General features: G+C 49.5%; 21 protein-coding genes. 14 read left to right on the top strand and 7 right to left on the bottom strand.

Annotation, left to right across the window (positions count from 1 at the left end; translation table 11 throughout):
• Nucleotides 1-260: 260 nt before the first annotated feature.
• Nucleotides 261-1679: a phosphoethanolamine transferase gene (locus tag M977_RS16885; RefSeq protein WP_167351099.1), complete on the top strand. Its 1419-nt coding sequence runs from the start codon at nucleotides 261-263 to the stop codon at nucleotides 1677-1679.
• A 90-nt stretch (nucleotides 1680-1769) separates the two neighbouring features.
• On the opposite strand, the gene M977_RS16880 is transcribed toward M977_RS16885, so the two are convergent.
• Nucleotides 1770-1976, bottom strand: coding sequence for a YbfA family protein (locus M977_RS16880; RefSeq protein ID WP_064517108.1), 207 nt, complete (start codon nucleotides 1974-1976; stop codon nucleotides 1770-1772).
• A gap of 522 nt (nucleotides 1977-2498) precedes the next feature.
• Between M977_RS16880 and kdpF the strand changes: the two genes are divergently transcribed.
• The 6 genes from kdpF to kdpE are packed head-to-tail and all read left to right on the top strand — an operon-like array spanning nucleotide 2499 to nucleotide 10321.
• Nucleotides 2499-2588: a K(+)-transporting ATPase subunit F gene (kdpF, locus tag M977_RS16875; RefSeq protein WP_081908377.1), complete on the top strand. Its 90-nt coding sequence runs from the start codon at nucleotides 2499-2501 to the stop codon at nucleotides 2586-2588.
• Nucleotides 2588-4273 carry a potassium-transporting ATPase subunit KdpA gene (kdpA, locus tag M977_RS16870; RefSeq protein ID WP_064517104.1) on the top strand — a complete coding sequence of 562 codons (1686 nt, stop codon included), beginning with the start codon at nucleotides 2588-2590 and terminating at the stop codon, nucleotides 4271-4273. The genes kdpF and kdpA overlap by 1 nt, the downstream gene beginning before the upstream one ends.
• A gap of 13 nt (nucleotides 4274-4286) precedes the next feature.
• The gene (kdpB, locus tag M977_RS16865) at nucleotides 4287-6335 is read left to right on the top strand and encodes a potassium-transporting ATPase subunit KdpB (protein ID WP_064517102.1); all 2049 of its coding nucleotides are present in this window, start codon (nucleotides 4287-4289) and stop codon (nucleotides 6333-6335) included.
• Between the two features lie 12 nt (nucleotides 6336-6347).
• Entirely contained in the window at nucleotides 6348-6923 is a 576-nt protein-coding gene (kdpC, locus tag M977_RS16860) for a potassium-transporting ATPase subunit KdpC (protein ID WP_064517100.1), read from the top strand.
• 36 nt (nucleotides 6924-6959) lie between these two features.
• Complete coding sequence (gene kdpD, locus M977_RS16855; RefSeq protein WP_064517098.1) at nucleotides 6960-9647, top strand: two-component system sensor histidine kinase KdpD; 2688 nt, start codon at nucleotides 6960-6962, stop codon at nucleotides 9645-9647.
• Complete coding sequence (gene kdpE / locus M977_RS16850; RefSeq protein WP_064517095.1) at nucleotides 9644-10321, top strand: two-component system response regulator KdpE; 678 nt, start codon at nucleotides 9644-9646, stop codon at nucleotides 10319-10321. Before kdpD ends, kdpE begins: the two co-directional genes overlap by 4 nt.
• A gap of 90 nt (nucleotides 10322-10411) precedes the next feature.
• Here kdpE and pgm read toward each other — a convergent pair whose 3' ends face one another.
• Both pgm and seqA read right to left on the bottom strand, forming a co-directional pair.
• Nucleotides 10412-12055 carry a phosphoglucomutase (alpha-D-glucose-1,6-bisphosphate-dependent) gene (pgm, locus tag M977_RS16845; protein ID WP_064517093.1) on the bottom strand — a complete coding sequence of 548 codons (1644 nt, stop codon included), beginning with the start codon at nucleotides 12053-12055 and terminating at the stop codon, nucleotides 10412-10414.
• Nucleotides 12056-12080: 25 nt separating this feature from the next.
• Nucleotides 12081-12629: a replication initiation negative regulator SeqA gene (gene seqA, locus M977_RS16840; protein WP_064517091.1), complete on the bottom strand. Its 549-nt coding sequence runs from the start codon at nucleotides 12627-12629 to the stop codon at nucleotides 12081-12083.
• A gap of 183 nt (nucleotides 12630-12812) precedes the next feature.
• On the opposite strand from seqA, the gene ybfF reads away from it, so the two are divergent.
• From ybfF to fur, 4 genes are all read left to right on the top strand, one after another.
• On the top strand, nucleotides 12813-13589 hold the full coding sequence (ybfF, locus tag M977_RS16835) for an esterase (RefSeq protein WP_064517089.1): 777 nt from the start codon (nucleotides 12813-12815) through the stop codon (nucleotides 13587-13589).
• Nucleotides 13590-13724: 135 nt separating this feature from the next.
• The gene (ybfE, locus tag M977_RS16830; RefSeq protein ID WP_064517087.1) at nucleotides 13725-14006 is read left to right on the top strand and encodes a LexA regulated protein; all 282 of its coding nucleotides are present in this window, start codon (nucleotides 13725-13727) and stop codon (nucleotides 14004-14006) included.
• A gap of 151 nt (nucleotides 14007-14157) precedes the next feature.
• Nucleotides 14158-14688 (top strand): flavodoxin FldA, encoded by a 531-nt coding sequence (gene fldA / locus M977_RS16825; protein WP_064517084.1) that lies wholly within the window; start codon nucleotides 14158-14160, stop codon nucleotides 14686-14688.
• 344 nt (nucleotides 14689-15032) lie between these two features.
• Nucleotides 15033-15485, top strand: coding sequence for a ferric iron uptake transcriptional regulator (gene fur, locus M977_RS16820; protein ID WP_034456677.1), 453 nt, complete (start codon nucleotides 15033-15035; stop codon nucleotides 15483-15485).
• Nucleotides 15486-15574: 89 nt separating this feature from the next.
• Here the strand turns inward: fur and chiQ are convergent, their stop codons facing one another.
• The 4 genes from chiQ to nagE form a co-directional block, all read right to left on the bottom strand.
• Complete coding sequence (gene chiQ / locus M977_RS16815) at nucleotides 15575-15907, bottom strand: ChiQ/YbfN family lipoprotein (protein ID WP_064517077.1); 333 nt, start codon at nucleotides 15905-15907, stop codon at nucleotides 15575-15577.
• A 47-nt stretch (nucleotides 15908-15954) separates the two neighbouring features.
• Nucleotides 15955-17352, bottom strand: a complete 1398-nt coding sequence (chiP, locus tag M977_RS16810; protein WP_064517075.1) for a chitoporin ChiP — start codon at nucleotides 17350-17352, stop codon at nucleotides 15955-15957.
• Between the two features lie 472 nt (nucleotides 17353-17824).
• The gene (gene glnS, locus M977_RS16805; RefSeq protein ID WP_064517073.1) at nucleotides 17825-19492 is read right to left on the bottom strand and encodes a glutamine--tRNA ligase; all 1668 of its coding nucleotides are present in this window, start codon (nucleotides 19490-19492) and stop codon (nucleotides 17825-17827) included.
• A gap of 378 nt (nucleotides 19493-19870) precedes the next feature.
• The gene (gene nagE, locus M977_RS16800; RefSeq protein ID WP_074392049.1) at nucleotides 19871-21892 is read right to left on the bottom strand and encodes an N-acetylglucosamine-specific PTS transporter subunit IIBC; all 2022 of its coding nucleotides are present in this window, start codon (nucleotides 21890-21892) and stop codon (nucleotides 19871-19873) included.
• Nucleotides 21893-22225: 333 nt separating this feature from the next.
• On the opposite strand from nagE, the gene nagB reads away from it, so the two are divergent.
• The 3 genes from nagB to nagC all read left to right on the top strand — a co-directional run bounded on the left by nagB (nucleotide 22226) and on the right by nagC (nucleotide 25486).
• On the top strand, nucleotides 22226-23026 hold the full coding sequence (gene nagB, locus M977_RS16795; RefSeq protein WP_064517071.1) for a glucosamine-6-phosphate deaminase: 801 nt from the start codon (nucleotides 22226-22228) through the stop codon (nucleotides 23024-23026).
• Nucleotides 23027-23109: 83 nt separating this feature from the next.
• On the top strand, nucleotides 23110-24258 hold the full coding sequence (gene nagA, locus M977_RS16790; RefSeq protein WP_064517069.1) for an N-acetylglucosamine-6-phosphate deacetylase: 1149 nt from the start codon (nucleotides 23110-23112) through the stop codon (nucleotides 24256-24258).
• A gap of 7 nt (nucleotides 24259-24265) precedes the next feature.
• Nucleotides 24266-25486 carry a DNA-binding transcriptional regulator NagC gene (gene nagC / locus M977_RS16785; protein ID WP_064517067.1) on the top strand — a complete coding sequence of 407 codons (1221 nt, stop codon included), beginning with the start codon at nucleotides 24266-24268 and terminating at the stop codon, nucleotides 25484-25486.

The raw sequence follows: 25486 nt of genomic DNA, 5'->3' as shown, positions 1-25486 counted from the left end.
ATGTCAAAGAAACAATTCATCAAATGAATATATCTATGCTTATTGATGCCTTTAAGTATATTAATCCCCGTTGATAGCAAATTTAATAAAACCGTTTAAAACGGTAATTCTGCGCGGGTGTTATTTATATGTTAAGTAGAGCACGCCAATTTATTCCTTTGGGGATAGGTATATTGATTGTGGCTGTAGCTAATGTTTTGTTTGCTCCGGCACATGTTATGTTTCAAAGATTGATAATATTTGTATTGTTAATGTTATCTTTGAGTTTAATTAAAAATAAACTCGTCCGCTTATTAGCCGCACTGTTGCCAATATTGTGGGTGGCATGGGATGTCACACTGACGTTCTATGCGCGAGGCACCTTTGGCTCCGCGTTTAGCTATGGCTTTGCGATGAGCATTCTGGATAGCGATAGCCACGAAATCAGCGCGATGTTGTGGTTATACCAAAAATACTGTTTAGGTTTTCTGGCGCTGGTCATTTTGTTATTAGGCAGCGTTGCGATGATGCCTGCTGCTGGCAGTAAATGGCTGGCAAAATACCCGTTTTATTTATTAGTCATTTTACTCATCAGTAATATTGTGCAAGCGACTGTCCATCATATTAAGAAAAACAGTCAGGGAAGTATCACCGCGCGTGTCATGAACTATTTACCCATAAGTAATACTAAATATTTTCTGCAGGCATGGAGCGATCAACATTTAATTAAGCAGATCGCAAGCCAGATTCCCGATTACTCCCTGCAAACCCAGGAAACCGGGATTGACACTTATGTGTTGGTTATCGGGGAGTCCGCACGTAGCGAAAACATGAGTATTTATGGCTACCCGCAACCCACTACACCGCAATTAGAAGCTGAACGCAGCCATCTGCTACTGTGGAATCATGCCATTAGCGGAGCACCTATCACCATTACCGCTGTGCCGCTGGCGATCACAGCCGATACCGTGATAAACCACAATATCCAGCACTATTCGGACAATATTATTAATCTGGCTAATCAGGCGGGTTTTGATACATCGTGGTTTAGCAAGCAAGGGATGCTGGGTGACTACAATAACGCGATTACCGGTATCGCGATGAATGCCGCCCATAAACACTGGGTTAAAGATGGCTATGATGATGCGTTATTACCTGACTTGCGCAAGGCATTAAACCATCAAGGTAAACAGCTCATTGTGCTGCATATTTATGGTAGCCATGAACCGGAATGTACACGTTTCCCAGCAACTGACGCACTATTCACGCCGCAAAGCGATGGTATTGATGCCTGTTATGACAACTCAATCCGCTTCACTGATAAGCTACTGGGTAATATTTACGCGCTGCTGAAAGACAGGCGAGCTTCTGTCGCTTATTTTTCCGATCATGCACTGGAACGCGAACCGATACAAAGCGTGGTTTACCATCATGGTGGGGTAAAACCAAGCCAGCACGCTTTTGAAGTGCCCATGTTTATCTGGTACAGCCCGCAGGTTAATAACCCGGATACCGGAACGGTAGAGGATATTTATTCAACCGCCAATAACGATAAATTAATGCGTCGCTGGATGGGGATTTTACTACCTGGAGATAGGCCTGAAGAAACAGTGCAACACATCGCTAACAGGCTGGCAGGAAAAGCGCCCGTAATGGATACCACCAATCAGATTTATAACTGGAAAGAGCTGGCACATTAATCCGCATCCATCAGCCGTAAAAAAGCCCCATCAGTTGTGAACTGATGGGGCTTTGATGTTTTGTATCCGTAGTAATGACTTCTCAGCAGCTTAGTAAAAATCAGCGGATGCGGCTTCAGCCTGAGCCATCCAAACTGGTTTTTCGCTGGTTTTAGACCAGACGCGGTGCAGGTAGCTGTAGAAACGGGCGCGATCTTTCCAGAACAGCATCACTGGCAAAGCCAGAACACCTGCTACAAGTACAAAAGTGCGACGCAGGATGACCTGATGCAATGGATAGTCTTTATATAGAGTCATAGGCTTCTCCCTTAAATTGTGACCGGTAGCAAAAACCGGGAAGTTGGAACTTGTTATCTGGCCAAAATAGTATCGCATTGGCTGAAAGTTTACTACTCATCCGACCACTAAAGGACACTTTTTGCCACTAATTTACATTTCCTAGTGTAATAAAGTTACAAAATAGTTAAATAAATACTAACCATTAGTTAATTAATGGCTTTGTACCAAATCCCTCCTGCATCTTGAAGGGCGACGGGTATATGGCATTTTTATACTTTTTTTACACCTCGCCCTCAGACTTTTACGACATCTTTGCACCGAAACTTTCACACTCATTCCAATTACTTATCAGCCCTAAATAATTCGAATTGCAGGACAAAAGGCTTAATCCTTTTGAACAGCGCTTGCGCTGGCCCCTATGGGGCGAGGCTCTGCCGAGTAACGCGGCAATCGAGCGAATCCCGATGAATGACTTAAGGGTGAACGAGAAGAGCCAACACACCTGCAACGCGAAGTATGACGGGCAACTGGGGGTGGACTGTGAGCGCAGGACTAATTGCAGGTGTAGTGCTGGTATTTATGCTGTTGGGATACTTAATTTATGCCCTGATTAATGCGGAGGCGTTCTAATGGCCGCTTCTGCATTCTTATTAATTGCCAGCTTCCTGCTGGTACTTTTTGCACTGGCAAAACCGCTGGGTAGCGTGCTGGCACGGTTAATTGAAGGAGAACCGCTGCCGGGCGTGGGTCGTGTTGAGTCGGTGATGTGGAAAGTGCTGGGAAGCGAAACGGCTGAAATGAGCTGGGAACGCTATCTTGCCGCGATCCTGGCCTTCAACGTTTTAGGTCTACTACTGCTTTTCCTCATCTTAATGACGCAAGGGAGTTTGCCGCTTAACCCGCAGCAATTGCCTGGCCTTTCCTGGCATCTGGCGTTAAACACCGCTGTTAGTTTTGTCTCCAATACCAACTGGCAATCCTACAGTGGCGAAACCACGCTGAGTTATTTCAGCCAGATGGTTGGCTTGACGGTGCAAAACTTCCTTTCCGCCGCAACGGGTATTGCCGTGGTGTTTGCGCTTATTCGCGCATTTTCCCGCCATAGCGCCACTACGCTGGGTAACGCGTGGGTCGATTTAACTCGCATCACATTTTACATCCTGCTGCCGATTTCACTGTTGATTGCACTGTTCTTTGTTAGCCAGGGAACCTTGCAGAACATCGCCGCATATCAGCCGTTCACCTCGCTTGAAGGTGTGCAGCATGTCTTGCCGATGGGACCGGTGGCTTCGCAAGAAGCTATCAAAATGCTCGGTACCAACGGCGGCGGTTTCTTTAACGCTAACTCCTCTCACCCGTTCGAAAACCCAACGGCGCTGACCAACTTTGTGCAGATGCTGGCGATCTTCCTGATCCCAACCGCTCTGTGTTTTGCGTTTGGTGAAGCAGTGGGCGACAAACGCCAGGGGCGCGCCATTTTGTGGGCGATGGGTATCATTTTTGTTATCTGCGTTGTGGTGGTGATGTGGGCTGAAACACAAGGTAATCCGCATTTCATGCAGCTTGGCGCGGATAGCAATATCAATATGGAAGGTAAAGAGAGCCGCTTTGGCATTCTGGCCAGTAGCCTGTTTTCGGTGATTACCACTGCAGCATCTTGTGGCGCTGTTAATGCCATGCATGACTCCTTCACGGCTTTAGGCGGCATGATCCCAATGTGGCTGATGCAGATTGGTGAAGTGGTGTTTGGCGGCGTCGGCTCCGGGCTATACGGCATGTTGTTGTTTGTCTTGCTGACGGTGTTTATCGCCGGATTGATGATTGGCCGCACGCCGGAATATCTCGGTAAAAAAATCGACGTTGCGGAGATGAAAATGACTGCGATGGCAATCCTCGTCACTCCGACGTTGGTACTGCTCGGTACCGCCCTTGCGATGATGACTGAGGCTGGTCGAGCCGGGATATTCAACTCGGGCATCCACGGCTTTAGCGAAGTGCTTTACGCCGTCTCATCTGCTGCTAATAACAACGGCAGCGCATTTGCAGGACTTAGCGCCAACACGCCTTTCTGGAACGTGCTTCTCGCTGTGTGCATGTGGTTCGGCCGCTTTGCGGTGATTGTGCCGGTGCTGGCGATTGCCGGAACGCTTGTCACTAAAAAGTCGCAAACCGCAGGCGTCGGTACGCTGCCGACTCACGGCCCGCTATTTATTGGCCTGCTGATTGGTACCGTATTGTTAGTTGGAGCACTGACCTTTATTCCCGCCCTCGCATTAGGCCCGGTTGCGGAACACCTTTCCTTCGTGAATTTGTGATTAAGAGGCTTCCATGAGTCGCAAGCAACAGGCGCTATTTGAACCAGCACTGATTCGTCAGGCGCTAATAGATTCCTTTAAAAAACTTACCCCGCAGGTGCAATGGCGTAACCCGGTGATGTTTATCGTCTGGGTGGGCAGCGTGATGACTACGCTTCTGGCCATTGCCATGTTCAGTGGAAAACTTCAGGGCGATGCACCGTTTACCTTAGCCATCAGCATCTGGCTGTGGTTTACCGTACTGTTCGCAAACTTTGCCGAAGCGCTGGCTGAAGGCCGTAGCAAGGCGCAAGCCAATAGCCTGAAAGGGGTGAAGAAAACCAGTTGGGCGCGCAAATTACGCGCTCCTCACCATGACGCGCAAATGGACCACATACCCGCCGCAGATCTGCGTAAAGGCGACATTGTGCTGGTTGAAGCGGGCGACATTATCCCTTGTGATGGTGAAGTGCTGGAAGGAGGTGCGTCGGTCGATGAAAGCGCGATTACCGGCGAATCCGCACCGGTTATCCGTGAATCGGGTGGCGACTTTGCCTCGGTGACTGGCGGGACGCGTATCCTTTCCGACTGGCTGGTGATTCAGTGCAGCGTGAATCCGGGTGAAACCTTCCTCGACCGCATGATTGCGATGGTGGAAAGTGCGCAACGCCGTAAAACACCGAACGAAATCGCGCTGACGATTTTACTGGTGGCGCTGACTATCGTCTTTTTACTGGCAACCGCCACGCTGTGGCCCTTCTCGCAATACGGTGGTGTGGCAGTTAGCGTTACAGTGCTGATTGCCCTGCTGGTCTGTTTGATTCCCACCACCATCGGCGGGCTGCTTTCAGCGATTGGTGTTGCCGGGATGAGCCGTATGCTGGGTGCAAACGTGATTGCCACCAGCGGGCGTGCCGTTGAAGCAGCGGGCGATGTCGATGTATTGCTGCTGGATAAAACCGGCACCATAACACTTGGTAACCGTCAGGCTTCTGATTTCCTGCCTGCACCCGGTATTGATGAAAAAACTCTGGCCGACGCGGCACAACTTTCGTCTCTTGCTGATGAAACGCCGGAAGGCCGCAGCATTGTGGTGCTGGCAAAACAACGCTTTAACCTACGCGAACGCGACGTGCAAAACCTGCATGCCACCTTTGTGCCGTTTACCGCGCAAACCCGCATGAGTGGCATCAATATTCAGGACCGCATGATTCGCAAAGGTTCGGTGGATGCTATTCGTCGCCACGTTGAGGCGAACGGCGGACACTTCCCGCCGCAGGTCGACACTCTGGTAGAAGGTGTAGCCCGCACTGGCGGAACACCGCTGGTGGTGGCAGAAGGTGCCAATGTGCTCGGTGTTATCGCCCTGAAGGATATCGTGAAAGGCGGTATTAAGGAGCGCTTTGCACAACTGCGCCAGATGGGGATTAAAACGGTGATGATCACCGGGGATAACCGTCTGACGGCGGCAGCGATTGCTGCCGAAGCGGGTGTTGATGATTTTCTCGCGGAAGCAACACCAGAAGCCAAGCTGGCGCTAATTCGCCAGTATCAGGCGGAAGGCCGTTTAGTGGCAATGACCGGTGATGGCACCAATGATGCCCCGGCGCTGGCGCAGGCGGATGTGGCGGTGGCCATGAACTCCGGCACGCAAGCGGCAAAAGAAGCGGGAAACATGGTGGATTTGGATTCTAACCCTACCAAGTTGATTGAAGTGGTGCATATCGGTAAACAGATGCTGATGACCCGTGGCTCGCTGACCACCTTCAGTATTGCCAACGACGTAGCGAAATACTTCGCGATTATCCCTGCCGCGTTTGCCGCGACTTACCCGCAGCTTAATGCGCTAAACGTGATGCACCTGCACTCCCCTGCGTCGGCGATTTTAAGTGCGGTAATTTTTAACGCGTTAATCATCATCTTTTTGATTCCACTGGCGTTACGCGGCGTGAGCTACAAACCGCTCAGTGCCGCAGCGATGTTACGCCGCAATCTGTGGATTTATGGCCTCGGCGGGTTAATTGTGCCGTTTATTGGTATCAAAGCTATCGACTTGCTGCTAACCGTTTGCGGCCTGGTTTAAGAGGAAAAACAAATGTCTACCTTACGTCCCGCTATACTGTTACTGATTTTGCTCACCCTGATTACAGGGGGGCTGTACCCACTAATGACAACGCTGCTAGCCCAGTGGTGGTTCCCGGCGCAAGCCAATGGTTCATTGATTATTGATACCACGGTGGTACGTGGCTCGAAGTTGATTGGGCAAAACTTCACCGAGGCGAAGTATTTACAAGGCCGCCCTTCTGCTACGGCTGAAACGCCCTATAATCCCATGGCTTCAGGCGGTAGCAACCTGGCGGGAAGTAACCCAGAGCTGGATAAGGTGGTCGCGACACGTATTGCGGCGTTACGCGCGGCAAATCCGCAGGCTAATCCGGCGGTTCCCGTTGAACTGGTGACCGCATCAGCCAGCGGCCTGGACGGGCAAATTTCCCCGCAAGCGGCAGCCTGGCAAATCCCGCGTATCGCTAAAGCACGCAATCTGCCGGTTGAACAAATCCAACGGTTGATAGCCGAAAAAACCACTCAGCCTTTGGTCGGTTTTCTCGGTAAACCGGTGGTGAATGTGTTGTTGGTTAACGTGGCGTTGGATGCTTTGCAGGCACCGTAAGCGACATCTACCCAAGTCAGGTTCAAAGGAGTTGTTATGACACAGGAACCACAGCGCCCCGATCCAGATAAGCTGCTAGAGCAGGTTAGCCGCCCAACACGCGGGAAGCTGAAAATATTTTTCGGTGCCTGTGCGGGTGTAGGGAAAACCTATGCCATGCTCCAGGAGGCGCAGCGCCTGCGCGCACAAGGGCTAGGTATTCTGATTGGCGTGGTGGAAACTCACGGGCGTAAAGAGACGGCTGCGTTGCTTGACGGGCTGGATCTGCTGCCCGCCAAGCGCACGCACCATCGTGGACGCTGGGTTCATGAGTTCGACCTCGACGCTGCACTGGCGCGTAACCCGGCCCTGATTCTGATGGACGAACTGGCGCACAGCAATGCGCCAGGTTCTCGTCACCCTAAGCGTTGGCAGGATGTGGAAGAGTTGCTGGACGCCGGTATTGATGTGTTCACCACCGTCAACGTGCAGCATCTTGAAAGCCTCAACGACATTGTCGGCGGAGTGACTGGTATTCAGGTGCGCGAAACGGTTCCCGACCCCATCTTCGATGCGGCCGATGAAATCGTGCTGGTCGATTTGCCGCCTGATGATTTACGCCAGCGCCTGCACGAAGGCAAAGTTTATATCGCAGGCCAGGCTGAACGCGCCATTGAACACTTCTTCCGTAAAGGGAATTTGATTGCGCTGCGTGAACTGGCACTGCGCCGCACCGCCGATCGCGTTGACGACCAAATGCGGGCCTGGCGTGATAATCAGGGTGAAGAGAAAGTCTGGCACACGCGTGATGCCATTTTGTTGTGTATCGGCCACAGTTCTGGCAATGAGAAACTGGTTCGTACCGCCGCACGCCTGGCAGCAAAACTAGGTAGCATCTGGCATGCTGTGTATGTCGAAACGCCACAGCTTCACCGTTTACCTGAACATCAACGTCGCGCTATTTTAGCTTCGCTTCGACTCGCTCAAGAGTTGGGGGCAGAGACCACCACACTTGCCGACCCGGCAGAAGATAAAGCGATTTTGCGTTACGCGCGCGAGCATAACCTCGGCAAAATTATTATCGGCAGGCGCACCACGCGTCGCTTCTGGAGCAGGGAATCCTTTGCCGACCGTTTAGCCCGCCGTGCCCCAGACCTCGATTTAGTGATCGTCGCCCTCGACGATAAACCTACGTCAGCATCACCATCGGCCCTGGACTCGCGCAGCTTTGCGGAAAAATGGCGCGTACAATTACGCGGCTGCGGGGTGGCGATTGCTTTGTGTGCCATCACAACGTTTATTGCCAATCAGTGGCTGATGGACTTCGATGCCGCCAACCTGGTGATGCTCTATTTGCTAGGTGTCGTTATCGTCGCGCTATTCTACGGGCGTTGGCCTTCGGTGCTGGCAACTGTGATTAGCGTTCTTAGTTTTGATCTCTTTTTTATTGCCCCCCACGGCACGCTGGCGGTTTCTGATATTCAGTACCTGCTAACGTTTGCCGTAATGCTAACGGTCGGCCTCGTTATCGGTAATCTCACCGCAGGTGTGCGTTATCAGGCACGAATTGCCCGTTATCGCGAACAGCGCACTCGTCATCTTTATGAGATGTCGAAAGCTCTCGCCGCAGAACGTACTCCGCAAGATATTGCTGCCACCAGCGAGCTATTTATCAATAACAGTTTCAATGCCCGTACACAGTTGTTGCTGCCCAACGAAAATGGCCAATTAGAGCGGGTAAATGCCAGGGGCGAACCTCAAAACTGGGACGAAGCTATCGCGCGTTGGAGCTTTGATAAAGGCCAACCAGCCGGTGCCGGCACAGATACACTGCCCGGCGTGCCGTATCAAATTCTGCCGCTAAAAACGCCGGAAAAAACTCTCGGCCTGTTGATTGTCGAACCCAGTAATTTGCGCCAGTTAATGATCCCCGAGCAGCAACGGTTACTGGAGACCTTCACGTTACTGGCGGCGACTGCACTGGAGCGATTGTTACTGACCGCCAGCGAAGAACAAGCCCGGCTTTCCAGTGAGCGAGAACAAGTGCGCAACTCGTTGCTTGCAGCACTTTCACACGACTTGCGCACACCACTGACAGTGCTGTTTGGTCAGGCAGAAATTCTGACGTTAGATCTAGCCTCTGAAGGTTCGAAACACGCTCCGCAAGCAAACGATATTCGCCAGCACGTCCTCAATACCACGCGCCTGGTGAACAACTTACTGGATATGGCGCGTATTCAGTCCGGCGGGTTTAATCTGCGCAAAGAGTGGTTAACGCTGGAAGAAGTGGTAGGCAGCGCGTTGAAGATGCTTGAGCCGGGTTTGGGTGGGCGGCATATTGCGTTGGATTTGCCTGACCCGCTGATGCTGATTCATGTCGACGGCCCGTTGTTTGAACGTGTGCTGATAAACTTGCTGGAAAATGCGGCGAAGTACGCAGGCTTTCAGGCAAACATAGGCATCCGCGCGCACCCATTGGCTGATAAACTCGATCTTGAAGTCTGGGATAGTGGTCCTGGCATTCCTGTTGGGCAAGAACAGAAGATTTTTGATAAATTTTCCCGAGGCAACAAAGAGTCAGCCATCCCTGGAGTCGGATTGGGGCTAGCAATTTGCCGGGCGATTGTCGAAGTTCACGATGGGAAAATTGCTGCAGCCAATCGACCAGAAGGTGGCGCCAGTTTTCATGTTATTTTACCTCTGCCCCCACCACCTGAGCTGGCTGAGATGAACGAGGTTATGTGATATCAGTTCTGATTGTTGAAGACGAAAAAGAGATCCGTCGTTTTCTGCGTACCGCGCTGGAAGCTGAATCGCTGCGCGTACATGAAGCAGAAACATTGCAACGTGGTTTGCTGGAAGCCGCCACGCGTAAACCCGATATAGTGATTCTCGATCTCGGTTTGCCCGATGGCGATGGTATTGATTTCATCCGCGATTTTCGCCAGTGGAGCCAGACCCCGATTGTGGTGCTTTCTGCCCGTAGCGATGAGCAAGTGAAGATTGACGCGCTGGATGCCGGCGCCGATGACTATCTCAGCAAACCCTTTGGTATTGGTGAGCTGCAAGCGCGACTGCGTGTAGTCTTACGTCGCCATGCAAGCCTTGCGCAACCCGATCCGGTTTATCAGTTTACAAATATCAGCGTTGATCTCGCGAACCGCCGCATTACCCGCGATGGCACGGAGATCCACCTCACACCGATCGAATTTCGCCTGCTTGCCACCCTTATCAATAACCATGGAAAAGTTCTGACACAACGCCAGTTGCTAAACCAGGTCTGGGGGCCAAACGCCGTGGAGCACAGCCATTATTTGCGGATTTATATGGGGCATTTACGTCAGAAGTTGGAAAACGACCCGGCTCGACCCACTCATCTGCTTACCGAAACCGGAATTGGCTACCGTTTTATGCTTTGAATCTGAATTTCGTAGGTCGGATTAGCGTAGCGACATCCGACACAACAGACGTAAAAAAGGCGCCTTCCGGCGCCTTTTCAGATTCACATCTTACTTCGCGTTTTTCAGCACTTCGCTGACAATCTCTACCGCTTCTTTCTCAATTTGCAGGCGATGCTCTGCACCTAAGAAACTTTCACAATAGATTTTGTACGCATCTTCCGTACCGGAAGGACGTGCAGCAAACCAACCATTTTCAGTCATGACTTTCAGGCCGCCGATGGAGGCGCCGTTACCCGGAGCCGCAGTTAAGCGTGCGGTGATTGGATCACCCGCCAGGGTACTTGCGCTAACCATTTCCGGGGAAAGTTTAGAAAGTGCCGCTTTCTGCGCAGAAGTGGCAGAGGCTTGCAGACGGTTATAGCTTGGCGCACCGAAGCGAGCAGCCAGTTCGTCGTAATGCTGCTGCGGGTTCTTACCGGTAACGGCAGTGATTTCTGCCGCCAGCAGGCACATGATGATGCCGTCTTTATCGGTAGACCACGGTGTGCCGTCGAAACGTAGGAACGATGCCCCAGCACTCTCTTCGCCACCAAAACCAAAGCTGCCATCGAATAAACCATCGACAAACCATTTGAAACCAACCGGTACTTCTACCAGTTTACGCCCCAAATCGTTCACTACACGGTCAATCATTGCAGAAGAAACCAGTGTTTTACCCACTGCAACATCTTTGCCCCACTGCGGGCGATGCTGGAACAGGTAGTTAATCGCAACAGCCAGGTAATGGTTCGGGTTCATCAGGCCAGCTGGCGTGACGATACCGTGGCGGTCGTAATCCGGGTCATTGGCGAAAGCCAGGTCGAATTTATCGCGCAGCGCTAACAGGCCTCCCATCGCACATTCGGACGAGCAATCCATACGGATCGCGCCATCTTTGTCGAGGTGCATAAAGCGGAAGGTCTGATCAACGTGATCGTTAACAATCGTCAGATCCAGATTGTAGTGCTTCGCGATACGCTGCCAGTATTCGATACCGGAACCACCGAGTGGATCAACACCCAGTTTCAGGCCTGCTTTCTGGATGGCGGCCATATCTACGATATCCACCAGCCCTTCAATAAACGGCTGCACTAGATCTTGCTCTTGTACGTGGCCACTTTTCCACGCCTGATCAAGAGAGATACGTTTCACGTCTTTCAGATCTGCGGCCAGCAATGCATTAGCGCGATCTTCTACGACTTTGGTGACGTTGGTATCAGCCGGGCCACCGTTAGGTGGATTGTATTTGATACCGCCGTCATCCGGTGGGTTGTGCGAAGGCGTAATAACGATGCCATCAGCCTGTGCGCCACCCTTTTTGTTATGCGTCAGAATGGCGTGAGAGATAGCTGGCGTTGGCGTGTAGCCGTTCGCCTGCTGCACAATAACATCCACACCGTTCGCAGCCAGCACTTCAAGTACGGAGATAAACGCAGGTTCAGACAGCGCGTGGGTATCTTTACCCACATAGCACGGCCCGGTAATGCCATTTTTTGCACGATCTTCTGCAATCGCCTGAGCAATTGCGAGAATGTGAGGCTCGTTAAAGTTTTGACGTGCCGCACTACCACGGTGACCGGATGTTCCGAACTTCACCGCATGTTCGCTATTCCCCACTTCGGGCTTCAGTACATAATACTGAGCCGTCAGTTGGGCTACGTTAATCAAATCGCTCTGTTGTGCCGGTTGTCCTGCACGAGGGTGGTTAGCCATTGGCCTTTCCTTCTGACGCGAGGTGTTAAATTGTGCCGCAAACCTTTTCAATCAATTCCGCCGGGAACTGCATTGATTGCATGATGTGTTCGACCATGCTGCATTTACGACCAGTATTGGTGTTAGTAATAACCCAGTATGGCGTTCCTGGAACATGCTTAGGTTTGGTCTGGTTTCCGTTTTGCAGCAACGTCTGTTCATTACCTGCAAAATAGACACGTGTACGACCATGCAGCGATTCAGTCGCTTCACCAAAAGCTTGAGCATCAAGTGTATACAGAGTTGAAAGCACCATCATGAAACGGTTAACCGCTTTCTTTTGCTCCGCATATTCATCGGACAGCAATAATTCACGAACCGCACGAACGCGATCGCGTGCTTTATTTACGGGTTTGGCTTCCGAAGCAGGTGTAGCAGTTGCCCCTGTCTGGCCGGTAGTTGCAGGTGTAGCTGGAGTTTGGCCGGCGGTAAATTTCAACATACGCCGTAAAATATCGGACGCGCTTTCACCAATGTGCTGCGTGTGGCTGGCAATATAGCGATAGAGCTCGTCATCAACTTCAATTGTTTTCATCTTAATCCAGTGCGATATCTTTTCTGAATGCAAGTAATTGGGATTATAAGGACAAATCCCAACCTCGGGTAGCGCCAAGCTTTTGTCACACCACAAAGTCAGACTAAACTGGAAATTTGCGGCAGTGCGGCAGGATGCCGTTATGATACCCTAACCGCACGAAGTAAAAAAAAGAACTTTGCCATGAAATTGAATGCTCGCCTGCAAACTGCGCAACAATCGACTAGTAATTCCCCCATCGTCCTTATTCACGGTCTTTTTGGTAGCCTTGATAACCTGGGCGTGCTGGCCCGTGACCTTGGGCAGGATCATACGTTGCTGCAAATCGATCTGCGCAACCACGGTTTATCACCACAAAGCTCTGAGATGAACTACCCTGCTATGGCGCAGGATGTCGTCGAAACGCTCGATGAATATGACTTTGAGAAGGCCATTATTATTGGCCATTCAATGGGTGGCAAAGTGGCGATGGCTTTGACGGCGATTGCCCCAGAGCGTATCGACAAATTAGTACTGATTGATATTGCACCGGTGGATTATCAGGTGCGCCGCCACGATGAAATTTTCACTGCAATAAATGCCGTTAGCGCCGCTTGCGTTAAAACACGGCAGCAGGCCGCGACCGTGATGCGCGAGCATCTTGATGAAGAAGGTGTTATTCAGTTCTTGCTAAAATCCTTTGCCGATGGCGAATGGAAATTCAACGTGCCGGTGCTGTGGGAGCAATATGAGAATATTGTCGGCTGGGAAAACATTCCTGCATGGAATGAACCCTCGCTATTTATTCGCGGCGGCGCATCTCCTTATGTTAATGAATCGCATCGTAGCCAGTTGCTTTCACAGTTCCCTCAGGCGCGTGCTCATGTGGTTGCAGGTGCCGGACACTGGGTTCACGCAGAAAAACCTGATGCTGTTTTGCGCGCAATCCATCGTTTTATCGACACAACAGCGGCAAACTGATTAAAAACAAACCGACTGGCCACAAGATGTGGCTAACGCGTTGGCGCGCAAGCCATGCTGATGTATGATTGCGCGCTAAATTGCGCCAGAGCACCCCGCTCCGTGCCACCTGAATTCCCTGTCAGTAGTCTAATCATGGCAAAAGAACAAACGGACCGTACTACATTAGATCTGTTCGCGGACGAGCGTCGCCCGGGGCGACCAAAAACCAATCCGCTAACGCGTGATGAGCAATTGCGTATCAACAAACGTAACCAACTCAAGCGCGATAAAGTACGCGGCCTGAAGCGAGTAGAGCTAAAGCTCAATAACGATGCGGTAGATGCTCTCAATCAGCTGGCTGAAGCGCGCAATATCAGTCGTAGTGAATTGATTGAAGAGATACTTCTCGAACAACTGAAGCAACACCTCAGTTAGTTTTAGTGCTATGTCCTGGTATGCGATTTTGCAGTCTGTGCACACCGGGGCGATAGCAGTTTCCGCACCACGAAGTGTTCTGCTATGATTGCCCTATCTGTGGCCAAATAGCAGCCACCATACCATTAAGTATCAAGAGGTTATTTTACTCATGGCAATCGTAGGCATTTTTTTCGGCAGCGACACTGGTAACACCGAAAATATCGCGAAAATGATTCAAAAACAGCTCGGTAAAGATGTTGCTGAGGTGCATGACATTGCTAAGAGCAGCAAAGAAGACCTGGAAGGCTTCGACATTCTGCTTCTCGGCATTCCAACCTGGTACTACGGCGAAGCCCAGTGTGATTGGGACGATTTCTTCCCAACTCTGGAAGAAGTTGATTTCAATGGCAAACTGGTAGCGTTGTTTGGTTGCGGTGACCAGGAAGACTACGCAGAATACTTCTGTGACGCATTAGGCACTATCCGCGACATCATTGAGCCGCGCGGTGCAGCTATCGTCGGTCACTGGCCGACTGCGGGTTACCATTTCGAAGCATCTAAAGGTCTTGCAGACGATGACCACTTTGTTGGCCTGGCGATTGACGAAGACCGTCAACCAGAACTGACTGCTGAACGCGTTCAGAAATGGGTTAAACAAGTTTCTGATGAGCTCAACCTGGCTGATATCATCAACGCCTGATTCTAAACCCAGGCTACTTTAAGATGCAGGCTGGCAATAAACCTGCATATTCAAGGGCGATGGGCATCAATGTGGCGAGACTATTGGGTTTCGCCACATTGATAGTTATTTCCGATTAAAATAATTGCTACAAATTTTTAACTTTTCAGCTTGTCCCTGTACAATGAACTCCTGACAAATAGCTATCAAGGCCATCAAATCGCGACTCAACCGCAATTTTTTAACTTGGTTATGCATAATACTTGCGGTTCCCATTTAGAAGGGGCAGTTCTATAATGAGACGCATTCATCTTAACGCTCACCCTGACTCCGAGCGAATCGTTAAGCAACAGGACAATTTCCGCATGACTGACAATAATACCGCATTAAAGAAGGCCGGCCTGAAAGTCACGCTTCCTCGATTAAAAATCCTTGAAGTGCTGCAGGGGCCGGTGAACCACCACGTCAGTGCGGAAGACTTATATAAACGTCTGATTGATATGGGCGAAGAGATTGGTCTCGCCACCGTTTATCGTGTACTAAACCAGTTTGATGATGCAGGCATTGTGACGCGCCATAACTTCGAAGGCGGCAAATCCGTATTCGAACTGACACAGCAACATCACCATGACCACCTGATTTGCCTGGACTGCGGCAAAGTAATTGAATTCAGCGATGATTCAATCGAAGCCCGCCAGCGTGAAATCGCATCACGTCATGGTATTCGTCTGACTAACCACAGCCTGTACCTTTATGGTCATTGTGCTGAAGGTGATTGCCGTACCGACGAAAACGCACACGAAATCAGCGAAAAGTAATCTGCACCTCCGGCACCCAGAGTTGGGTGCCGGGTATAAAAAAACCGGTGAGGAAGCTCACCGGTTTTTTTATTGCCTGAATACAGCGATTACTTATTGTTGGCGCGGATCTCTTGCCAGATTTTATCGCATTTTGCTTTCACGGCCTGGTCATTACCGGTACGTGTTGCCTGAATGCAGTTCTGGTAATCCAGGGTACGAACCGTTTCTTTCTTCGCAAACTCCTGGTGTTCCTTCTCCTGAGCCAACACATTCAATACGCTTTGGCAGGCCTGAATTTTATCCGGATTGCCTTCTGCGGTGTTAATACAGGCGCTATACGCATGTTTTAGTTTTGTGTCTTCCGGAGCCGTTTTTGGTTGTTGCTGCGCACACGCACTTAAACCTAACGCCATCACCACAGTCAGAACGTTTTTTTTCATGCTTGATATCCTTAAGAAAACCGGGCGTTTTCACGCCCGGATTCGAATCAGAAGATGGTGAACGGTGCGATGACGATGAATTTCACGTCGCGCTCATCCTGGAAGATGTTGCCGTAACCACCGCCCCAGCTTGGGATGTCTGAATGGTTGTCGTACTGAGTGAAGTGCAGTTTGAACAGCGTGCCTTTCGCACGACCATCCTGAACGGTGTACAACGCATCAAGGCTGTACGCGGATTCTTTCAGACGATTATCAGCATCGTAGTAACCGTCAGTGGTTGGTTTAGAGCTTGGTTTAGCATCCCATGCGTACACATAAGAAGCACCCACTGCCCAACCTGCCAGGTTCCAATTGCTCAGGTCATACATCGCGCCTGCAAATACTGCTTTTTCACCGTTGGCGTTGAAGTCAGAGCGGTTATCCCACCACACATCAAGACGACCGTTTGAAGATGCATAAGTTGGGGTCATACGCTGCAGGAAGTAACCTTGCTGGCCATCGGCCTTAACAATAGTTCCTTCAAGACGCAAATCAACCTGGCCAACTCTGTATCCGAGAGTCAATGCCTGCAACCATGCAGTGCCGTCGTACAGATCGTTAACGCTGCCATCAGAAACTTTGTCACGCGTACCGTAGAACTGGTAGCTGGTTGTTAACGGGCTGCCCGCGATATCAAACTTATAGCTTGCTTTGGTGAAATACTGATCAACGTAGCCTTCAGCCTGCCCAAATGCCGCTTCGAGAATGAAATCATTTTTGAAGTCATACTTCGCGCCAAGAGAGTGTAAATATTCAACTTTGGTGTTTTTGTCGTTCTGATAGAACTTGTCCATTTCCAGGTGCCATGGAGCTTTATACTCGTTGGTCCACATGTAGGAGAAGCTCAGCGCACCAGAATCGCCGTAGTCAAAATTTGCACCGGCTTCAGCGCCCTGGTAAGTACCAGGCATGAAACTCCAGTGTGGTGCGAGCAAGGTTTGCCCGGTTGGCTGAATGTAACCGCCACGTGCCCAAACCGGGCCGTATTTGAATTTAGCTGCAGCTTTATAGAGGCTAATACCGCTCTTATCACCTGAGTAATCTTCGTCGTAAGCTTTGTTTACAGAGGAGAATGCGATTTCGTTCGGGTGACCGCTGTTACCATTTTCTGCCATTTCGATAGCAGTAAAGGCCGCAATATCCAGACCGAACATGTCAGCGGCGAAACCAGACTGGAAGTCCAGGTTGGCGTTCCAGGTGGAATGCGCAAGGTTAGTTTCATATTTATCAGTCGTAACATCTTTACGGTCACGCTCACGCTGCCAGTAATAAACACCACCGGTCAGAGTCGAGTCATCAACAAAGCCTGCTGCGCTTGCCTGAGGGATGACTACAAGTCCTGAAAGAGCTGTGACACCTGCAATTGCAAGCGCCAGTGCACTACGTTTGCCACTAAACGTACGCATATATTATTCCTCTTTGACGTATCAATAATCGCCGGACGTTAAAAGACGCCTTATGGCGAAAAAAAGTAAAAATGCCTAACGGCTAAAGCGGTTATGAATATTTGCCCGCATTACTGCTGCCCTTAAGACTATTTTTCGCGACGCGAATTATCAATGACTTTGTAAGAGTTCATTCCGATATTATGACAGAGAGCACATAATTTATGAGCATTTGTAACAAATAACGACACAAGCGTTTTATCTTGATAATTGCTATTTATAAAATACAAAACTCTATATGAGAGCGCTCACATAATTAAAAGAAGAATTTTTAATGTTCCGAGGTTGACCATAAAAAGTAGAGAGGAAGAAGTGTAAATAACATTAATTCGCAACGCGAATGTGAAGATATATTTAAGCAAATGATTATAAAGCGAAAAAAAACGCCGCAATTTGCGGCGTTTTTGTCAGATATTGACCTAGTAAAAAGGGACTATTCGCCCATTTTCGCCCAAGTATCACGCAAGCCAACGGTACGGTTAAATACCAGTTTTTCGGCAGTTGCATAACGGCTGTCCAGGCAGAAATAACCTTCGCGCTCGAACTGATATGCTTTGCCTTTTTCGGCATTTTGCAGACTTGGTTCGACGAAGCCTTGTTTGATAACCAGTGATTCCGGGTTAATCGTTGCAAGGAAATCTTCTGCAGCCCCTGGGTTTGCAACACTGAAAAGGCGGTCATAAAGGCGAATCTCAACAGGCAATGCATGTTCTGCACTCACCCAATGAATCACACCTTTAACTTTACGACCATCAGCTGGGTCTTTGCTTAATGTGTCCGGATCGTAGGAGCAATGCAGCGTGGTGATATTCCCTGCATCATCTTTCTCAACGCTATCGGCTTTAATCACATATGCATTACGCAGGCGTACTTCTTTGCCCAACACCAGACGCTTATATTGCTTGTTGGCTTCTTCACGGAAGTCAGCACGATCGATATAGATCTCACGGCTAAACGGCACCTGACGGCTACCCATCTCTGGTTTGTTAGGATGGTTAGGCATCGTTACCATTTCAACTTCACCCTGAGGGAAGTTTTCGATGATAACTTTAACCGGGTCGAGAACAGCCATAGCGCGTGGTGCGTTCTCATTCAGGTCATCACGAATACAAGATTCCAGAGATGCCATTTCAACGGTGTTGTCTTGCTTGGTCACACCAATGCGCTTACAGAACTCGCGAATAGAAGCGGCGGTATAACCACGACGACGCAAACCAGAGATGGTCGGCATACGTGGGTCATCCCAACCCTCTACAACCTTCTCAGTCACCAGCAGGTTAAGCTTACGCTTAGACATGATGGCGTACTCGAGATTCAGGCGAGAGAACTCGTACTGACGCGGATGCGCAGGAATTGTGATGTTATCCAACACCCAGTCGTACAAACGACGGTTGTCCTGGAATTCCAGCGTACACAGCGAGTGTGTAATGCCTTCCAGCGCATCGGAAATGCAGTGGGTGAAGTCGTACATCGGGTAGATGCACCACTTATTACCAGTCTGGTGGTGTTCGGCAAATTTAATACGATAAATCACCGGATCACGCATCACGATAAATGGCGAAGCCATATCGATTTTCGCACGCAGGCACGCAGTCCCTTCAGCGAACTCACCGTTACGCATCTTCTCGAACAGCGCGAGGTTCTCTTCAACCGTACGGTCGCGATATGGGCTGTTTTTCCCAGGCGAAGTCAATGAGCCGCGATATTCACGAATCTGCTCCGGAGTCAGTTCGTCAACATACGCCAGACCTTTATTGATCAGCTCAACCGCATAGTTGAACAACTGATCGAAATAATCTGAAGAATAACGCACATTGCCAGACCAATGAAAACCAAGCCATTCAACGTCGTGCTTAATTGAGTCTACGAATTCGATGTCTTCTTTTACTGGGTTGGTGTCATCGAAACGCAGGTTGCACTGGCCTTGATAATCTTGCGCGATACCAAAATTCAGGCAGATGGATTTTGCATGACCGATATGCAGATAACCATTTGGCTCTGGCGGAAAACGGGTGCAAATACTGTCGTGCTTACCATTGGCCAAATCTTCATCAATAATCTGGCGAATAAAGTTAGTTGGGCGGGCTTCTGCCTCACTCATCGCGGGTTCCTCTGTGCAAAAACTTTAGTTATCGACACATGATCTTATAAGCAAGCGTCGGAAACAACCTTTAGTTGCATAAATAAGGGTATCGGGAAGGACGGACGGGAGGGCATAAAAAAGCGGCTGGAGAAAAGACTCTCCAGCCGCTAAAGGCACAATCTTACCCTTCATACTTCAAGTTGCATCTTTGTTGGCTACGTTCACTCACCCGACAAATCTGCCAGGAGCAAATTTGAACGCTGTGAGTAGCGCCCCGAAGGGGTGAGGCCCATGGATGGGCCGAGTAATCAACTTAGTACACTAAGCTCATCGGGACTCGTTCTCTTGCCGCCGCGATGCAACTCGCATTATTTTGGGTACATAACTCAGGAGCGATTATTTGCCTTTAATTTCGTACAGAGGTGTTTGCCCCGCAACAACAGAACCTTGTGCCTGGAGTACCAGACCACTGTAGTCGTCGATGTTGCTACAAACTACTGGGCTAATCATGGAGCGGGCATTAGCATTCAGGAAATCAAGATCCATTTCCAGAATCGGCTGGCCAGCAACCACTTCAGCACCCTCTTCTACCAAACGAGTAAAGCCCTGGCCGTTCAGTGCGACAGTATCAATGCCCATATGGACAACGATTTCTGCACCTTTCTCGGTTTCCAGGCAGAACGCATGGTTGGTATTAAAGATTTTTACGATAGTACCGGCAGCTGGAGCGACAACTGTTTTTCCAGTTGGCTTAACAGCAACACCATCACCAACAGCTTTGCTGGCGAAGGCTTCATCAGGAACCTGATCCAGCGCAACCACATCACCTGTCACTGGTGAAACCAGAGCAGCGATGGTTACAGCATTTGGAACTGCTTGTGGTTTAGCAGCAGCCACTGGCGCCGCGGCAGCTGTACTCACAGGAGCAGCAGCAACTTCACCTACAGTCTTCATAGAGTTGGCGATTTTCTCAGCTACGAAGCCAACAATAATTTGCACGCTGGTTTTGTTCAGACGGATAACACCGGTTGCACCCAGACGTTTCGCCAACGCTTCATTAACCAATGAAGAGTCTTTCACGTTCAGACGCAGACGAGTGATACATGCATCAATACCAGTAAGGTTAGCTGAACCACCTACCGCTGCGATGTACTGACGAGCCAACTCATTAACATCTTGATTGGTATTGCCGCTGACATTCACGTCCTGACCATCAGTTTCATCACCTGCAACAGCCAGTTCACGACCTGGAGTCAACAGATTGAATTTGAGGATAGTGAAACGGAACACAACGTAGTAAATCACGAAGAACACGATGCCTTGCGGAATCAGCATGTACCAATGTGTCGCCAGTGGGTTACGGGTAGAAAGCACCATATCCACCAGACCAGCACTGAAGCCGAAACCAGCAATCCAATGCATGCTTGCTGCGATAAATACAGAGATACCGGTCAGCACTGCGTGAATCAGATACAGAACTGGAGCCACGAACATGAAGGAGAATTCTAACGGTTCGGTGATACCAGTAAAGAAGGCAGCAAACGCACCCGCCATCATAATACCCAATACTTTGGCTTTATTTTCAGGGCGCGCGCAGTGGTAAATTGCCAATGCAGCACCAGGAAGGCCAAACATCATGATTGGGAAGAAGCCAGCCTGATAGCGACCAGTAATACCAACGATACCAGTACCTTCAGCGATAGATTTAGCACCGCCAAGGAATTTAGGAATATCGTTAATACCTGCAACGTCAAACCAGAACACGGAGTTCAAAGCGTGATGCAGGCCAACTGGAATCAGAAGACGGTTAAAGAACGCATAAACACCTGCGCCAATTGAACCCATTTTCTGGATGTGCTCACCAAAGTTCACCAGGCCGCTGAAAACGATTGGCCAGATAAACATCATGATGAAGGCAACAGCAATCATCACAAATGAGGTAAGAATTGGAACCAGGCGACGACCGCTGAAGAAGGACAACGCTTTCGGCAACTCGACGCTGCTGAAACGGTTGTACAACTCTGCGGAGATGATCCCCACCATGATGCCCACAAATTGGTTTTCAATTTTAGTGAACGCCAATGGAACCTGATCCAACGGAATGTGTTTGATCATGGAAACAGCGGCTGGCGAACAGAGAGTCGTCAAAACCAGGAAACCGACAAAACCGGTTAGTGCAGCAGCACCATCTTTATCTTTGGACATACCGTAAGCCACACCAATGGCAAACAGCACTCCCATGTGGTCAATGATTGCAGCACCAGATTTGATGAACAACGCAGCTAATGCGCTATCACCACCCCAGCTAACCGGGTCAATCCAGTAACCAACACCCATTAAAATGGCTGCGGCTGGTAGCGTGGCTACCGGCACCATCAGCGCACGGCCAACCTTTTGCATATAACCTAGAATACTCACGTTAATTCCCCCTATGAGACCCCGTTAAGGCTCGTTCAAAGCAGTTTTATTATTGTGTAACAAACCTTGAAAGCATGACGAAGATTCGCCAACTTTCAGAGTGTGTGAAAAATTAATTCGTATCGCAAATTAAACACCCTTTTTTTGTGATTAAAATCACCAAATATTGTTATTCCACTCCCCTTTGGCTAGCTATCGACTAAAACTTATTTTATCATCCGAAAAATCAAGACGGATTGATCCCGTAATAACTGGTTCTAAACTGGTTTACCCTTAGAGGGTTCGGATAACAATCTGGCTAAAGCTACTTTCTATTAACTTATGAGGTGAATGATGAGACTGATTCCCCTGGCTACCCCAGCTCAAGTTGGCAAATGGGCAGCACGCCATATCGTTAAGCGTATCAATGCGTTTAATCCGACAGCAGATCGTCCTTTCGTGCTCGGCCTGCCAACCGGTGGTACTCCACTTGAAGCATATAAAGCGCTGGTAGAGATGCACAAAGCGGGCCAGGTTAGCTTTAAAAACGTCGTCACCTTTAATATGGATGAGTACGTTGGTCTGCCAAAAGAGCATCCAGAAAGCTATCATACGTTCATGCACCGCAATTTCTTTGATCATGTTGATATTCCAGCGGAAAATATCAACCTGCTGAATGGCAATGCTGATGATGTTGACGCAGAGTGCCGTCGTTATGAAGAAAAAATTCGTTCATACGGTAAAATTCACCTGTTTATGGGTGGCGTGGGCAACGATGGTCACATCGCGTTCAACGAACCGGCTTCTTCTCTGGCTTCACGTACTCGTATCAAAACGCTGACTCATGACACCCGTGTTGCAAACTCCCGTTTCTTTGATGGCGATGTTACTCAGGTTCCAAAATTTGCGCTGACTGTGGGCGTGGGCACTCTGCTTGATGCAGAAGAAGTGATGATTTTGGTAATTGGTCATCTGAAAGCGCAAGCTCTGCAAGCAGCAGTGGAAGGCAACGTGAATCACATGTGGACTATTAGCTGTCTGCAACTGCACCCTAAAGCAGTCGTCGTGTGTGATGAGCCATCCACCATGGAACTCAAAGTTAAGACGCTGAAGTACTTCAACGAATTAGAAGCAGAAAACATCAAAGATCTTTAAATACTAACTTATACCCTAAATAATTCGAGTTGCAGCCAACATCCCTGCAACTTGAAGTATGAAGGGTATAACCGGGGGTACCTATGTTTGCATTAACTCACGGTCGGATTTATACCGGCCATGAAATTCTTGATGATCACGCGGTTATTATCGCGAACGGCCTGATTGAACGCGTTTGCCCGCGCTCAGATCTCCCTGCGGGTATTGAGACTCGCGATGTGGGCGGTGCAATCATCGCCCCCGGTTTTATTGATGTGCAGCTTAATGGTTGTGGTGGCGTTCAGTTCAACGATTCCGCAGATGCGGTTACCGTTGAAACGCTGGAAATCATGCAGAAAGCCAACGAGCGTTCTGGCTGTACCAGCTACTTACCGACACTGATCACCAGCAGCGATGAGCTGATGAAGCAAGGCGTGAAAGTGATGCGCGAATACCTGGCGAAATATCAGCACCAGGCTCTCGGTCTGCATCTTGAAGGCCCATGGTTAAACATGGTGAAAAAAGGAACGCACAATCCAAGCTTCGTGCGTAAACCTGATGCAGAACTAGTTGATTTCCTGTGCCAAAACGCAGAGGTGATCACTAAAGTCACTTTGGCACCAGAAATGGTTGGGCCTGAAGTGATTAGTAAACTGGTTGCTTCCGGCATTATCGTTTCAGCCGGGCATTCCAATGCCACTGTAAAAGAAGCTAAAGTCGGCTTCCGTGCAGGCATCACCTTCGCAACCCACCTTTTCAACGCAATGCCGTATATTACTGGCCGCGAACCGGGTCTTGCTGGGGCCATTTTTGATGAGCCAGATGTTTACTGCGGTATCATTGCCGATGGTTTACATGTGGACTATGCCAATATTCGTACTGCGAAAAAGGTCAAGGGCGATAAGCTGTGCCTGGTGACTGATGCAACTGCTCCGGCAGGCGCAAATATCGATGAGTTCATTTTCGCAGGAAAAACAATATACTACCGTGATGGTTTATGCGTAGATGAGAACGGTACGCTGAGCGGTTCAGCCCTGACGATGATTGAAGGGGTGTGTAACCTAGTTGAGCATGCGGGCATCGCATTAGACGAAGTCTTACGTATGGCTACCCTCTACCCTGCCCGTGCAATGGGTGTAGAGCAGCAATTAGGTACTATTGAAGCAGGGAAAGTCGCCAACCTGACGACCTTTACCCGCGATTTTAAAATCACCAAGACCTTTGTTAATGGTAACGAGGTCGTAACTGAGTAATTAAGGCATGACGACTGGCGGACAGGCTCAAATTGGTAATGTCGATCTGGTAAAACAACTGAATAGCGCGGCGGTATATCGCCTGATTGACCAACATGGGCCAATCTCTCGCATTCAGATTGCCGAACAGAGCCAGCTAGCACCTGCCAGCGTCACGAAAATTACTCGCCAGTTAATTGAGCGCGGACTGATCAAAGAAGTTGATCAACAGGCTTCCACCGGGGGCCGCCGCGCTATCTCAATTATCACAGAAACCCGCAATTTCCATGCTATTGGCGTACGTCTTGGCCGCCACGATGCAACCATCACGCTATTTGACCTTAGCGCTAAACCGATTGCCGAAGAGCATTATTCTCTTCCTGAACGAACTCAGGAAACGCTCGAGCATGCACTGCTAAACGCTATTGCCCAATTTATCGAACAAAACACACGTAAAATGCGTGAGCTGATTGCGATTTCCGTAATCCTGCCAGGCCTGGTCGATCCTGAAAGCGGTGTGATTCGTTACATGCCGCATATCCAGGTGAATAACTGGTCGTTAGTCGATAGCCTGGAAAAACAGTTCAAAGTGACCTGTTATGTGGGTCACGATATCCGTAGCCTGGCTCTTGCCGAGCACTACTTTGGTGCAACGCACGATTGCGATGACTCCATTTTGGTGCGAGTCCACCGTGGTACAGGTGCGGGGATTTTGTCTAATGGACGTATTTTTATTGGCCGCAACGGCAACGTTGGTGAAATTGGCCATATTCAGGTTGACCCATTAGGCGAGCGCTGCCACTGCGGGAACTTTGGCTGCCTGGAAACTATCGCCGCCAATGCTGCTATTGAACACCGTGTGCGCCATTTACTTGAGCAAGGTTATAACAGCCGCCTGACACTTGAAGACTGCGATATTACCGCGATTTGTAAAGCTGCGAACAAGGGCGATTCCTTGGCCTGCGAAGTGATTGAACATGTTGGTCGCCACTTAGGCAAAGCTATTTCCATCGCGATTAACCTGTTTAATCCGCAAAAAGTAGTCATTGCTGGGGAAATCATCGAAGCCGAAAAAGTGCTTCTTCCCGCTATCGAAGCCTGCATCAATACTCAGGTATTGAAAGCATTCCGTAAGAACCTACCCGTCGTGTGCTCAAAACTCGATGACCGTTCAGCCATTGGTGCCTTTGCTTTGGTAAAACGTTCGATGCTGAATGGCGTTCTGCTTCAACGTTTGCTGGAAAGTTAA

Source organism: Buttiauxella gaviniae ATCC 51604, from assembly GCF_001654835.1.
Lineage (GTDB): Bacteria > Pseudomonadota > Gammaproteobacteria > Enterobacterales > Enterobacteriaceae > Buttiauxella > Buttiauxella gaviniae.
The sequence above is the reverse complement of the archived record's forward strand: the minus strand, read 5'-3'. Positions and strand labels throughout refer to the sequence as shown.